Source organism: Sphingopyxis sp. (assembly GCF_025869345.1).
Lineage (GTDB): Bacteria > Pseudomonadota > Alphaproteobacteria > Sphingomonadales > Sphingomonadaceae > Sphingopyxis.
The window spans coordinates 1-12561 of record NZ_JAOZVW010000134.1 but is presented as its reverse complement, the minus strand read 5'-3'; the positions used below and the strand labels follow the sequence as shown (position 1 = coordinate 12561).

Below are 12561 nucleotides of genomic sequence, written 5' to 3'. Positions count from 1 at the left end.
GGGCTCCGCGGCGCGCGCTCCTCCTCCAATTGGATCAATTCGCGCCGCGCCGCCGATGCTAGGCAAGGCGCGACAATCGACAGGAAGAGGAATTGCGATGGGCATGTTCGAGGGCAAGGTCGCGCTGGTGACCGGCGGAGCTTCGGGAATCGGGGTCGCGGCGGCGCTGCGCTTTGCCCAGGAAGGCGCCGCGGTGGTGATCGCCGACCTCAACGAGGCGGGTGCCGAAACGATCGCCGATCAGGTCCGCGCCGCGGGCGGCCGCGCCCGCGCCATACGCTGCAATGTCAGCGACGCGGCGGACAATGCGGCGATGGTCACCGCCGCCAAACAGGACTTCGGCCGGCTCGACGCGGCGTTCCTCAACGCGGGCGCCTATGCGCAGACCGTTTTCGAGGAGACCGACGCGGCGACGCTCGACAGCATGATCGCGATCAATCTGAAAGGCGCATGGCTGGGGCTGCAGGCGGTGCTGCCCGCGCTCGAACGCGGCGGCGCCGCGGTCGTCACCGCCTCGACCTCGGGCATGATCGGGCTCAACGTCGCCGCGGCCTATAGCGCCGCCAAGCACGGCGTCGTCGGCGCGGTGCGGTCGGCGTCGCAGAGCTTTGCGCGGCGCGGGCTGCGCGTCAATGCGATCTGCCCCGGCCCGGTCGCGACCGCGATCCTCGGCGTGACCGATCAGGCGCCGCTCCAGCCCGCCGACGCGCTTGCGCTTCCCGGCGCCGATGGCCTGCTGTTGCCGCAGCACATCGCCGAACTCGCGCTCTTCCTCGCGAGCCCGCGCTCGGGCGGGATCAACGGTCAGGAGATTATTGCCGACGCGGGCTTCCTCGCCAGCTATCCGCCGATGCCCGAATGAGCGGGCGGGCGCGTCAGTCGCGCTCGACGCGGATGCGGCTGAGCCGGGTCCTGGCGATCAGCCAGCGCCCGCGCGCCTTGCGATAGCAGTCGTGATAATGGCCGAAGCCGTGGTGCGAGCGACCGGCAAGATCGCTTCCCTCGCCCGCCCAGAAATGGTCGTCCATCGCCCATATGCCCTCGGCATCGCGCGCGCCGGTGAAGCGGATTTCAAAGCTGTGGACATGATGGACCGTCGTCGCATGTTCGAGTGCGGCCGCGACTCCCGCCACAAAGGCGTCGGCGCCGCTGGTCAGCAGGGATTCGTCGGTCTCGCCCGGCATCTCGCGGAAATCGCCGACCATGTCGTCGGTCAGCAGGCTGCGCAGCAACGCCCAGTCCTTGGTGTCGAGCGCGCGCAGATAGCGCGCCTTGAGCAACCGGATTTCCTCGATCGCGGCGAGATTGACGGCTTCGGTCACAATTCAGATCCTCTCCAGGAAGGCGGCTCGATAGGCCGCGAAACGCTGTTCTACATCGGAGCGGACCAGACCGAAATCTTCAAGGGCATATTTATGCGGCGCGCGATCTTCGCGCTTGTTGGCTTCGATCCATTCGGCCATCCCCGCCCGAACGTCCGGCGTTACCTCGACCCCCGCGGCTTCGAGTACGCGCGTGCCCTCGCCGATCGGATCGCTCAAAAGGTCGGCATAGTGGACGTCGACGAAATGATGCGCCGCCGCCTGCTCACGCACCGTCATGAACCGGTCGAGCAATTCGGCGAGCCGCGGCACCCAGAAGGCGGCGACGCTCGCCGGATCGACGCGATCCGACACCATCTGGTAAAGGCTGTGCTCCATGCTGCAATAGCTCGGCACGGTCGCCACCGGGTCGCGGTGGGTCATGACGATCTTCGCCTCGGGGAACAGCTCGATCACCGCGTCGAGCGCGAGCAGGTGGCCGGGGGTCTTGAGCACCCATTTCGCGCCTTCGCGGCGGCGGTCCTGCCATTGCAGCGACTGGAGGATCTGCTTGAGATCGCGGTAGCATTGGACGCGGTCGTTCTCGGTCAGCCAGCGCGCATAGCCGGGAACATGATAGGTCCCCTCGATCATCGTGCTCGAATAAAGCTGGCCGAGGATGATCAGTTCCTCGTCGGGCTGGTCGATGCTCATCGGATGGATCGACATGAGGTCGGGGATCGTCGCGATCATATAGTCGAGGAAACCGCGCGCCGCCTCGCGCCGCGGCTCGGGATCGCCGCGCGTCTCGTTCGGGAAGGGCGCGTAATTCTGGGTCTCGAACCAGCGCGTGCCGGTCATCCCCGGCGCGGACGCGAGCATCCGGTGGAGCATCGTGCTGCCGGTGCGCGGCAGGCCGACGACCACCGCTGCGACCTCGACGCGTTCGTCGAGAATCTCGGGATGGCGCTTGATCAGTTCGACGTGGCGCAGGCGGTTGACGAGACCGTTCACGATCATCGCCGACGCACTGTCGATCCCCGCCGCGCTCAGCCGCGCCTCATCGTTCAGCGCGGGAATCAGGGCATCGATATTGGCGAAGAACCAGCTATCGCCGAAATCCGAAAGCCCCGTCTGCTCACAGGCGCGCGCCACCAGCGTCGCGCGGTCGGGCACCCGGCCAATCATCGCTCCCATCGCATAAACCTTCCGCATTACGTAGTTATTATCGCTAATATGACACGTTATTCGTATTCATATTTCACTTTATCTACGCAATTAGCCCATGCCAGGTCAAGTACTGCCTCTTTCGGGCATTCCCGCGTGGAGCAGGTGGACGAGCTGCGACTGGCGGCGCGCACCGGTTTTCGCGAAAATCGAACGCAGGTGCGACCGCGCGGTATTGTGCGCGATGCCGAGCCGGTCGGCCGCCTCGACCAGCGAACCGCCGCCCGCGAGCGCCGCGGCGAGCATCGCCTCCATACGCGTCAACTGGAACAGATCGCGGATCGCTTCGGGATCGGGGGCGGCCTCCTGCCCCGGATCGCTGACGAACAGCGCGAGTGCCGCGCCCTTGCCGCCGCGCATGAAGGCGGGGGTCGTCACCGCCTTGGCGACGACGCCCAGATCGCGCTGCCCCGACGGCCGTTCGATGCGAAAACGCTGCGGCGGCGCCGCGACCGGATCGGCTTCGGACTTGAGCATCTTCAGCAGCCTCTCGAGCGCGCGGTGCGCATCGGCTGCCGCGAGCCGCAACCGCCCGCCCGCGAGCACCAGCCCGTCGCCTTCGCCGAGCAACCGTTCGGCGACGGCGTTGACGCGCATCACCTTGCCGTCATGGTCGAGGATGATCGCCGCGACCCCCATCTGCTCGACCGCTCCGCGATAGACGCCATGTTCGGCGCCCGAGGCCTGCAACCGCTCGAACAGGCGGATCGCGGTGCGCAGGTGCGGAACGATATCCTGCAACGCCTCGCGCTCGGCGGCATCGAAATCGCTGCGGCTCGCGTCGCGCGTCACGCGCAGCCGCGCCTCGAACCCGCTGTCGAAGCGCAGGTCGACGCCAAGGATCTGATCGCCGCCCGCCGCCTCCAGGAAATCGCGCCAGAAATCGCTCATCCGCGTGTCGCCCTGCACGAAATCGGTGAAGGCGGTCACCTTGCCTTCGGGCAGCCCCTTGAACGGATCGCTCGCGAAATAGCTTTCGATATAATCCTCGGAAGTCTGCGGATCGCCGCCGGGGGTCACCAGCGTGCCCGGGCGGCTGGCGCCCGGCATCGTCAGGATCAGCGTCGCGTAGCTGGCGTCGAGATAGAGCGCGAGGTTGCGGAGAAAATCCTCCCACGGCGCCTCCGCCAGCAGCCCGCCGAACAGGTCGGACAGCAGGCTGGAAAACGCCGCATTCATCCCGTTCGTTTTCACCGCCGCTCCCTCATTTCCATCCATTCCATCCCACAAACAGGAGCCTATTGCCATGCCCATTGACCCCGTGCTCGCGCCGCTGCTCGACATGATCGGCGGCCTGCCGCACATGAACCCGCCGTTCGACGTCGCCGCGCTCCGCCTCGCCGACGAACAGCCGATGCCGGTGTTCAAGGCCGAGGTCGCCGAGATCCGCGACCTGACCCTCGATACCGCCGCCGGCCCCGTCGCCGCGCGCCTCTATCACCCCGCGCCGGGCACCGAACTCCCGCTCCTCTTCTTCCTGCACGGCGGCGGCTGGGTGTTCGGGACGATCGAGACGCACGATCCGCTGTGCCGCGCGCTCGCCTCGGCGGCCGAGGTCGCGGTGCTGTCGCTCGACTATCCGCGCGCGCCCGAGCATCGCTATCCGGCGGCGCTCGACACGATGCACGCGGCGCTGGTTGCGGCGGCGGCGCAGGCCGGCGAACTCGGCATCGACCCCGCTCGGATCGCGGTCGGCGGCGACAGCGCGGGCGGCAACCTGTCGGCCGCGCTGTGCCTGAAACTGCGTGACGAAGGTGGCCCGGCGATCGCGCATCAATTGCTCTTCTACCCCGTCATCGACAACGACTTCACCCGTGCCTCCTATGTCGAGAACGGCGCCGGCTATTTCCTGTCGGGCGCGATGATGCAGTGGTTCTGGGCGCAATATCTGGGCGACGCGAATGCGACGCCCGACAGCCTGGCCGCCCCGATCCGCGCCGCGAGCCTCGCCGGTCTGCCTTCCGCCACCGTGATCACCGCCGAATATGATCCGCTGCGCGACGAGGGCAACGCCTATGCCGGGCGCCTCGCGGCCGAGGGTGTGGCGGTGACGCACAGCCAGACCCCCGGCGTCATTCACGGCTTCGCCTCGATGCTCGGGATGCTGCCGCAGGCCGATATCGCGGTGGGCACCGCGGCGAAGGGGCTGCGGCGCGCCTTCGGGCTGATGGACACGGTGGCCTGACGTGCGCGCGGGCGGATCAGATCCCGTATCCGCCCGCGACCGCGATCTGCTGCCCGGTGACATAGGCGGCTTTCGACGAGGCGAGAAAGACAGCGGCATGACCGATCTCCTCGGGTTGTCCCCAGCGTTTGAGCGCGAGATTCTTGTGGACCTCCCGCGTCCACGCCTCGTCGAACACACCCTGTTTCGACAGTTCCAGAAACATGCCCGCCTCGATCACCCCGACGAGGATCGAGTTGGCGCGGATACCATGCCTCCCCTCCTCGCGCGCAAAGCCCCTGACCAGCGCCTCGTTCGACGCCTTGGGCGCGACCGACAGGCCGTCGAGGTCGGGCCAGCGCAGATGCCCCGCCGACCCCAGATGGACGAGCGACCCGCCGCCCGCCGCGCGCATATGCGGAATGACCGCGCGCGCCGCGTTGAAGAAGCCGTGGACCTCGACGTCGATCGCGCGGCGCCATTGCTCGCTCGTCGTCTCGGTCAGCAGGACCTGCGCGACGAGCGGCCCGGCGCCCCAGACCAGCGTATGGACGCGCCCGTGCGCCGCGACCGCGTCGGCGGCCGCCGCCGCCAGCGCGCCCTCGTCGGTAACGTCGCAGCGATGCAGGCTGGCCTTGCGCCCCGTCGCCTCGATCTCGGCGGCGAGCGCCTTCGCCGCATCCTCCTTCGAGCGCCACACGATCGCGACGTCGCTGCCGGCGTTCGCGAAGGCGCGCGCGACCGCGGCGCCGATGCCGCCCGTCGCTCCGAAAATCAGCACCGCCCCCGCGGGAAACATCGGCTCCGCACCCATGGACATCCTCCTTGACCTTGCATGATGTTATAGTTTGTGCGATATAGCATCGAAATGCGATAATATAGTCGATTTTTGCGACGCAAAGCGCAAATTCATACACGGGACACGCATCAAGAGAGGTTTTTCCATGGCGACAACCGCAGATTATGGACTGGGCGACCAGGTCTTTCCGCGCGGCTGGTTCATGATCGCCGCCGCCGCCGAACTCGAAGGCACCAAACCGCTCGCGGTCCGCTTCTTCGGACGCGACCGCGTGCTCTATCGCGGCGAATCGGGCGAGGTGCATCTGGTCGACGCCTATTGCCCGCACATGGGCGCGCATCTGGCCAAGAACACGACGAGTTTCGTCATCCTCGACAATGAGCAGGTGCAGGGCGATTCGATCCGCTGCCCCTATCATGGCTGGCGTTTCGGGCCCGACGGCAAGTGCGATCATATCCCCTATTCGCCGCAGCGCATTCCCGCCGCGGCGAAGCTCGACACCTGGCCGGTGGTCGAACGCGCGGGCTGTATCTGGATGTGGCACGACCCCGAGGGGCTGGAGCCCGAATATGAATTGCCGCCCTTCGCCGAATATGACCAGCCGCACTGGGTGAAGTGGGAGATCGATCAGCTCGGCGAACTCGCGAGCCACCCGGTCGAGATTCTCGACAATATGGCCGACCGCGCCCATTTCGGCCCCGTCCACGGCACCGCCGAGACCGAATTGTTCGAAAACGACTTCGACGGCCACCGCGTCGTCCAGCGGATGCGCGCCGGCCACCGCACGCTTCAGGGCGCGGACTCGCTGGAAACCGACACCTGGTATACCGGCCCCGGCATCCTGCAATCGCGCATGTCGGGCCAGTTCCCGTCGATCATCCTGATCACCCACACGCCGGTCGACGACGGCGTCGTCAAGGTGTGGCACGGGTTGCTGGTAAGGGTCGCCAATGCCGAGCCGACCGCAGAGGATGCCGCGATGGCGCGCGCCTATCAGGACGCATCGCTGGCCGCCTTTGCCCAGGATTTCGAGATTTGGTCGAACAAGCGTCCAGCCATCAATCCGCTGGCGGTGCAGGGCGACGGCCCGCTCGGCAAGGTGCGAATCTGGTATCGCCAGTTCTACAATCCCCGCGAGCGCGCATTGGACATCCAGAAGCGCGTCAACGGCACCCACATCACTCGCGGCACCGTGACCGCGCCGTTTGAAGAAAAGACCGCCTGAGCGGACCGGAAACAGAGGAAAAGACATGGGCAGACTGGCAGGCAAGGTCGCGATCGTAACCGGTGCGGCGCAGGGCATGGGCGCCGCGACCGCGCGCCTTTTCGCGGCCGAGGGCGCGAAAGTGGTGCTGTGCGACATATTGGAGGAAGCGGGACAGGCGACCGCGGCGGAGATCGGCGGCGATGCGCTGTTCCGCAAACTCGACGTGCGGTCGGATGCGGAATGGGAAGCGGTGGTCGCCGAAACGGTCGAGCGCTTCGGCCAGCTCGACATATTGATCAACAACGCCGCGATCGTCCATTTCAGCCCGATCGAGGCGATGCCCGCCGAGGATATCGAGCGCGTGCTGGCGATCAACGTGATGGGCACGATGCTGGGCGCCAAGCACGCCGCGCGCGCGATGGCCGCGGCGGGGCGCGGGGTGATCGTCAACATCTCGTCGGTCGATGGGCTGCGCGGCTGCAACGGCCTGTCGGCCTATACCGCCAGCAAATGGGCGGTGCGCGGACTGTCGAAATCGCTCGCCTTCGAACTGGGGCCGCGCGGCATTCGCGTGTGCACCGTTCATCCGGGCGGCGTGAATACGCAGATGGGCAATCCGGCCGGGCTGACCGGCGACGCGGTCAATGTCGGCTACGAGCGCGTGCCGCTGCAACGGATCGGCGAACCCGAGGAAATCGCGCGCGCGAGCCTGTTCATCGCGTCGGACGAGGCGAGCTATATCAGCGGCGCCGAACTCGCGGTCGATGGCGGCTGGTCGGCGGGCTATTACCAGCCCTTCCTGCCCGGCGCGCCCGCGAGCCTTCTCGGACAGCTCTGATACCCCATTCGGCGGGGATCGGAGCGATGCAGTTCGCCTATCTCGGCGGCGTCCAGTCGCTTGCCGGGGCGCAGGCAATGCACTCGGCCCGGCGCTCAAGGACAGTTTAGCAGAAGAGGCGGTTCCCCATGCTGCTTGAAAACAAAGTCGTCGTCATCAGCGGGGCCGGCCCCGGCATGGGACAGGCGCTCGCGCGCGTCGCGGCGCGCGAGGGTGCGAAGGTCGTGCTCGGTGCGCGCAGCGCCGATTTCATCGAAAGCGTAGCCGGCGAGATCCGCGCCGAAGGCGGCGAAGCGATCGCGGTGCCCGTCGATGTCGGCGATGCGGGCCAATGCCGCGCGCTCGCCGCGGCCGCTACGCAAGCGTTCGGCACGATCGACGGTCTCGTCAACAGCGCCTATATCCACGGTGCCTGGACGACGGTCGATCAGGCCGACCCCGGCGACTGGGCGAAGGTGTTCGACGTCAACTGCCTCGGCGCGCTGCGGATGACGCAGGCGGTGCTGCCCGCGATGCAGGCGGCGGCCGGCGGCGCGGTGGTCAACGTCGCGACCATGTCGCAGGTCGCGCCCTTCCCCGGCGAGGGCGGCTATGCGAGCGCCAAGGGCGCGCTGACCACGATGACGCGCCATATGGCGCAGGACTTCGGTCGCTGGGCCATCCGCGTCAACGCGGCGCGGATGGGCTGGATCGGCGGCAAGCCGGTCCACGACTGGATCGACCGCGAGGTTGCGGGCGGCGCCGACCGCGACGCACTGGTCGCCGGGATCACCGCGCGCATCCCGCTCGGCGTCATTCCGCCCGAGGAGGACTGCGCGAAAAGCGTCCTCTTCTTCGTGTCCGATTATGCGAAAATGGTCACCGGCGCGACGCTCGACGTCAACGGCGGCCAATATATGGTGCCGTGACATGAGCGACGACCGCCTGCTGTCCCCCGATGTCTGGCGCGCCTTCTGCCGGCGGCTCGAAGCCGCGGGCGACATCGTGACCGGCGCCCAAGCCGCGGCCAACCCGCTCGACCGCGCCGAGGGCTATCGCTACCTTACCCGGCTCTTGCGCGTCGCGCTCGACATGCAGCTCGAACATGCCGACCCCGATTTCCCGAGCTTTTACGCCGCGTCGCACGAGACAGCCAAGATCGGCGCCGACAATCCCGACAATATCTATATGAACGCGAGCGTTTCGGGCGCGCGCAGCTACCGCATCCGCGGCCGGCGCGGCACCGTGCCGATCCTGAGCTTCGGCACCAAGGCGAACCGCTATGCGATCGACGGGACGATGGCCTCGACCGGCGAGCTCGATTCGGCCGACATGGCGGTCGCGGACGACGGATCGTTCGAGATCACCGTCAGCCGCGAGCGCGCGCCGGGCAACTGGCTGCCGCTCGCCAGCGACAGCTCGATGGTCATCGTCCGCCAGACCTTCCTCGACCGCGCCGGCGAAACGCCCGCGGCGGTGACGATCGAGACGATCGACGGCCCCGCCTATCCGGCGCCACTGTCGCCCGACAAGCTCGAAGCCGCGCTCGAACGCGTCACCAGCTTCGTCGCGGGGACGGCGCGCACCTTCGTGCAATGGGCCGAGGATTTCCGGGCCGAGCAGAGAAACCGCCTCGCGACGGTCGACCAGACGCGCTTCTTCCGCGCCGGGGGCGATCCGACGATCTTCTACCTCCACGGCTGGTGGCAGCTCGAACCCGGCGAGGCGCTGCGCATCGATACGCGCATTCCCGAGTGCAGCTTCTGGAATTTCCAACTCGACAATGTCTGGATGGAATCGCTCGATTACCGTTACCACCGCATCCATGTGAATGGCCACAGCGCGGCGCTCAACGACGACGGCACACTGACGCTGGTCGTCGCCCCGCGCGATCCGGGGTTCGGCAACTGGATCGACACGGCGGGCCATCATCAGGGCACGATGCTGCTGCGCTGGACCGGCGCGACCGACCACCCCGTCCCCGAAACGAAAGTGATCCGCCTCGATGTCTGACCTCGAAACCCGCATCGCCCGGCTGGAGGCCGAAAGCGACATTCGCCGCCTGAAAGCGCGCTATCTGAACGCCTGCGACGCGAAGGATCTCGACGCAATCCGCGCCTGTTTCACCGAAGATGCGGTGATCGACTTCCCTCCGCTCGGCGCGTTCGATCTCGACGGGCTGATCGGTATCTTCACGCAGATGGCCGCGACGACCCCGATCACCGACGTCCATCAGGGTCATAATGCCGAAATCGAGGTCGCGGGCGACGACGCGAGCGCGCGCTGGAATCTCGGCTATGCAACCTATGACCCGCGTGCCGGCAGCTTTCGCCTGCTCGCCACTTTCTACCACGACCGCTACCGCCGCACCGTCGGCGGCTGGCGCATCTGCTACACGCGATCGGAGCCGCGCGCGATCGTTGACGGGGCGCTCGCGGAGGGCGGGGTCAAAGCGGGCTGGGTAACGGCGTAAACCGAGCGGTTGCGGACGTTGGCGGAGCTTGCTCTCTCCCCTTCAGGGGAGAGATACGAAGGCTTGCCGGTTTACCGGCTAGCCGGAGTTGAGAGGGGCGTGGACGCCTCCCCCCTCTCCCAACCCTCTCCCCTGAAGGGGAGAGGGCTTTACGTCCGCTCCCCACCCCCAACCGCCAAAGAAAAGCCCCGCCGGATCGCTCCGGCGGGGCCATTCTTTTGCCCGTGTAGGCTGCGCGGCCTAGGCGGCGCCGTGTGCCAGCGCCGCGAGGAGCAGGATCGCCACGATATTGGTGATCTTGATCATCGGGTTGACCGCCGGACCCGCGGTATCCTTGTAGGGATCGCCGACGGTGTCGCCGGTCACCGCGGCCTTATGGGCTTCGCTGCCCTTGCCGCCGTGGTTGCCGTCCTCGATATATTTTTTGGCATTGTCCCATGCGCCGCCGCCCGAGGTCATCGAAATGGCGACGAACAAGCCGCCGACGATCACGCCGAGCAGAAGCGCGCCGAGCGCTTCGAGCGCCTCGGCCGGACCGGCCACGGCGCGAATGATGAAGAACACCGCGATCGGCGCCAGCACCGGCAGCAGGCTGGGCACGATCATTTCCTTGATCGCCGCCTTGGTGACCAGATCGACGGTGCGGGCGTAGTCGGGGCGGCTGGTGCCGTCCATGATGCCCTTGTTGTTCGCGAACTGATCGCGGACATCCTTCACCACATCGCCCGCCGCCTTGCCGACCGCGGTCATGCCGAGCGCGCCGAACAGATAGGGCAGCAGCGCGCCGAGCAGCAGCCCGACGATGACATAGGGCGACGACAGCGAGAAGGTCAGCGGCGCATCGAGGCCGAGCTTCGCCGAATATTCGCTGATGTCGGCGGTATAGGTGCCGAACAGCACCAGCGCCGCCAGGCCTGCCGACCCGATGGCATAGCCCTTGGTCACCGCCTTGGTCGTGTTGCCCACGGCGTCGAGCAGGTCGGTCTTTTCGCGAACGCTGTCGTCGAGACCGGCCATTTCGGCGATGCCGCCGGCGTTGTCGGTGACCGGGCCGTAAGCGTCGAGCGCGACGACCATGCCGGCGAGTGCCAGCATCGCGGTGGCGCCGAAGGCGATGCCGATGATGCCCGCGATCTGATAGGCGACGATGATGCCGACGCAGATCACCAGCGTCGGCAGCGCGGTCGATTCAAGGCTGATCGCCAGCCCCTGGATGACGTTGGTGCCGTGGCCGGTTTCCGACGCCTTGGCGATGCTGCGCACCGGGCGATAGTTGGTGCCGGTGTAATATTCGGTGATCCAGATGATCAGGCCGGTGATGACGAGGCCGACCAGCGAGCAATAGAAGAGGCTGCGGCCGTTGAAACCGGTCCCCGCGATCGTCGCTTCCATGTCGCCGAGCGCATATTGCGTCGAGAACCAGATCGCCGGGATCGAGAGGATCGCGGTGACCAGAAAGCCCTTGTACATCGCGCCCATGACATTCGTGCCGCCGCCGAGGCGGACGAAATAGGTGCCGATGATCGAGGTGATGATGCACACGCCGCCCATCAGGAGCGGCAGGGTCATCAGCGGCAACAGCATGTCGCCCGCGCCCTTCAGCAGCAGCGCGATCAGCACCATGGTGGCGCCGACGGTAACAACATAGGTTTCGAACAGGTCGGCGGCCATGCCGGCGCAGTCGCCGACATTGTCGCCGACGTTATCGGCGATCACCGCCGGGTTACGCGGATCATCCTCGGGAATCCCCGCCTCGACCTTGCCGACCAGGTCGGCGCCGACGTCGGCGGCCTTGGTGAAGATGCCGCCGCCGAGGCGCGCGAAGATCGAGATGAGCGAGGCGCCGAAGGCGAGCGCGACGAGCGCATCGACGACGGTGCGGTCATCGCCGCCGACGCCATAGCCGCCGGGGCCGGTCAGATACCAGAAGAAGACCGAGATCGCGAGAAGCGCGAGGCCCGCCACCAGCATGCCGGTGATCGCGCCGGCGCGGAACGCCATCGTCAGCCCCGTCTGCAACCCCTTCTGGGCCGCGGCGGCGGTGCGGACGTTCGCCTTCACCGAAATGTTCATGCCGACGAATCCAGCAACGCCCGACAGCACCGCGCCCAGCACGAAGCCGGTCGCCGAAATCGGCCCGAGGAACAGCCCGACGAGGATGGCGACAACGATGCCGACCATGGCGATGGTGCGATATTGGCGGCCGAGATAGGCCTTGGCGCCTTCCTGAATGGCGCCGGCGATTTCCTGCATCTTCTCATTCCCCGCCGATGCGCCGAGCACCTGCCGCGAGGTAATGAACCCATAGAGCACGGCCAAAAGGCCGCACGCTATCGCGATCAAAACCGGATTCATGCGTGTCTGTTCCTTCCCCATCGAGAAGGGCGAACGCAAAGATAGCAGTCGAACGTCCGACTTATTGATGCCGGCTCGCTCTCTCCCCTGATGCGACCGCCCCAAATTGGACGGCGCGGTTATGGGAAGAAAGAAAGCCGAGGGCAAGCCCGCACTTTCGTATCGTCATTGCGAGCGAAGCGAAGCAATCCAGAGCCTGCGTAAACCGCCCTGGATTG

The 12561-nt window shown here is 66.8% G+C and carries 12 protein-coding genes; 7 read left to right on the top strand and 5 right to left on the bottom strand.

From position 1 onward, the window contains the following. The first annotated feature begins 97 nt into the window (after nucleotides 1-97). A complete protein-coding gene (locus OJI97_RS14455) occupies nucleotides 98-862 on the top strand; it encodes an SDR family NAD(P)-dependent oxidoreductase (protein WP_297664598.1) in 765 nt (254 codons plus the stop codon). A 13-nt stretch (nucleotides 863-875) separates the two neighbouring features. Here the strand turns inward: OJI97_RS14455 and OJI97_RS14450 are convergent, their stop codons facing one another. From OJI97_RS14450 to OJI97_RS14440, 3 genes are all read right to left on the bottom strand, one after another. Beyond that, nucleotides 876-1322 (bottom strand): nuclear transport factor 2 family protein, encoded by a 447-nt coding sequence (locus tag OJI97_RS14450; protein ID WP_297664596.1) that lies wholly within the window; start codon nucleotides 1320-1322, stop codon nucleotides 876-878. 3 nt (nucleotides 1323-1325) lie between these two features. Next, a complete protein-coding gene (locus tag OJI97_RS14445; protein ID WP_297664594.1) occupies nucleotides 1326-2498 on the bottom strand; it encodes a sulfotransferase in 1173 nt (390 codons plus the stop codon). A 96-nt stretch (nucleotides 2499-2594) separates the two neighbouring features. Continuing rightward, nucleotides 2595-3722, bottom strand: coding sequence for a PAS domain-containing protein (locus tag OJI97_RS14440; RefSeq protein WP_297664592.1), 1128 nt, complete (start codon nucleotides 3720-3722; stop codon nucleotides 2595-2597). A 52-nt stretch (nucleotides 3723-3774) separates the two neighbouring features. On the opposite strand from OJI97_RS14440, the gene OJI97_RS14435 reads away from it, so the two are divergent. Further along, complete coding sequence (locus tag OJI97_RS14435) at nucleotides 3775-4713, top strand: alpha/beta hydrolase (RefSeq protein WP_297664590.1); 939 nt, start codon at nucleotides 3775-3777, stop codon at nucleotides 4711-4713. 16 nt (nucleotides 4714-4729) lie between these two features. On the opposite strand, the gene OJI97_RS14430 is transcribed toward OJI97_RS14435, so the two are convergent. Then, nucleotides 4730-5506: an SDR family oxidoreductase gene (locus OJI97_RS14430; protein ID WP_297664588.1), complete on the bottom strand. Its 777-nt coding sequence runs from the start codon at nucleotides 5504-5506 to the stop codon at nucleotides 4730-4732. Nucleotides 5507-5636: 130 nt separating this feature from the next. Here OJI97_RS14430 and OJI97_RS14425 point away from each other — a divergent pair, with 130 nt between their 5' ends. The 5 genes from OJI97_RS14425 (at nucleotide 5637) to OJI97_RS14405 (ending at nucleotide 9988) form a co-directional block, all read left to right on the top strand. Continuing rightward, the gene (locus tag OJI97_RS14425; protein WP_297664587.1) at nucleotides 5637-6716 is read left to right on the top strand and encodes a Rieske 2Fe-2S domain-containing protein; all 1080 of its coding nucleotides are present in this window, start codon (nucleotides 5637-5639) and stop codon (nucleotides 6714-6716) included. 25 nt (nucleotides 6717-6741) lie between these two features. After that, the gene (locus OJI97_RS14420; protein ID WP_297664586.1) at nucleotides 6742-7536 is read left to right on the top strand and encodes an SDR family NAD(P)-dependent oxidoreductase; all 795 of its coding nucleotides are present in this window, start codon (nucleotides 6742-6744) and stop codon (nucleotides 7534-7536) included. A 128-nt stretch (nucleotides 7537-7664) separates the two neighbouring features. After that, the gene (locus OJI97_RS14415; RefSeq protein WP_297664584.1) at nucleotides 7665-8444 is read left to right on the top strand and encodes an SDR family oxidoreductase; all 780 of its coding nucleotides are present in this window, start codon (nucleotides 7665-7667) and stop codon (nucleotides 8442-8444) included. 1 nt (nucleotide 8445) lies between these two features. Next, complete coding sequence (locus tag OJI97_RS14410) at nucleotides 8446-9528, top strand: DUF1214 domain-containing protein (protein WP_297664582.1); 1083 nt, start codon at nucleotides 8446-8448, stop codon at nucleotides 9526-9528. After that, complete coding sequence (locus tag OJI97_RS14405) at nucleotides 9521-9988, top strand: nuclear transport factor 2 family protein (RefSeq protein WP_297664581.1); 468 nt, start codon at nucleotides 9521-9523, stop codon at nucleotides 9986-9988. Before OJI97_RS14410 ends, OJI97_RS14405 begins: the two co-directional genes overlap by 8 nt. Before the next feature lie 240 nt (nucleotides 9989-10228). On the opposite strand, the gene OJI97_RS14400 is transcribed toward OJI97_RS14405, so the two are convergent. After that, nucleotides 10229-12343: a sodium-translocating pyrophosphatase gene (locus tag OJI97_RS14400; RefSeq protein ID WP_297664579.1), complete on the bottom strand. Its 2115-nt coding sequence runs from the start codon at nucleotides 12341-12343 to the stop codon at nucleotides 10229-10231. Nucleotides 12344-12561 lie beyond the last annotated feature (218 nt).

What these genes read in the sequence shown, in the direction of transcription:
- OJI97_RS14400 (WP_297664579.1), bottom strand. Translation starts at nt 12,343, where the DNA reads ATGAATCCGGTTTTGATCGCGATAGCGTGCGGCCTTTTGGCCGTGCTC.
- OJI97_RS14415 (WP_297664584.1), top strand. Translation starts at nt 7,665, where the DNA reads ATGCTGCTTGAAAACAAAGTCGTCGTCATCAGCGGGGCCGGCCCCGGC.
- OJI97_RS14410 (WP_297664582.1), top strand. Translation starts at nt 8,446, where the DNA reads ATGAGCGACGACCGCCTGCTGTCCCCCGATGTCTGGCGCGCCTTCTGC.
- OJI97_RS14405 (WP_297664581.1), top strand. Translation starts at nt 9,521, where the DNA reads ATGTCTGACCTCGAAACCCGCATCGCCCGGCTGGAGGCCGAAAGCGAC.
- OJI97_RS14425 (WP_297664587.1), top strand. Translation starts at nt 5,637, where the DNA reads ATGGCGACAACCGCAGATTATGGACTGGGCGACCAGGTCTTTCCGCGC.
- OJI97_RS14445 (WP_297664594.1), bottom strand. Translation starts at nt 2,498, where the DNA reads ATGGGAGCGATGATTGGCCGGGTGCCCGACCGCGCGACGCTGGTGGCG.
- OJI97_RS14435 (WP_297664590.1), top strand. Translation starts at nt 3,775, where the DNA reads ATGCCCATTGACCCCGTGCTCGCGCCGCTGCTCGACATGATCGGCGGC.
- OJI97_RS14430 (WP_297664588.1), bottom strand. Translation starts at nt 5,506, where the DNA reads ATGGGTGCGGAGCCGATGTTTCCCGCGGGGGCGGTGCTGATTTTCGGA.
- OJI97_RS14420 (WP_297664586.1), top strand. Translation starts at nt 6,742, where the DNA reads ATGGGCAGACTGGCAGGCAAGGTCGCGATCGTAACCGGTGCGGCGCAG.
- OJI97_RS14455 (WP_297664598.1), top strand. Translation starts at nt 98, where the DNA reads ATGGGCATGTTCGAGGGCAAGGTCGCGCTGGTGACCGGCGGAGCTTCG.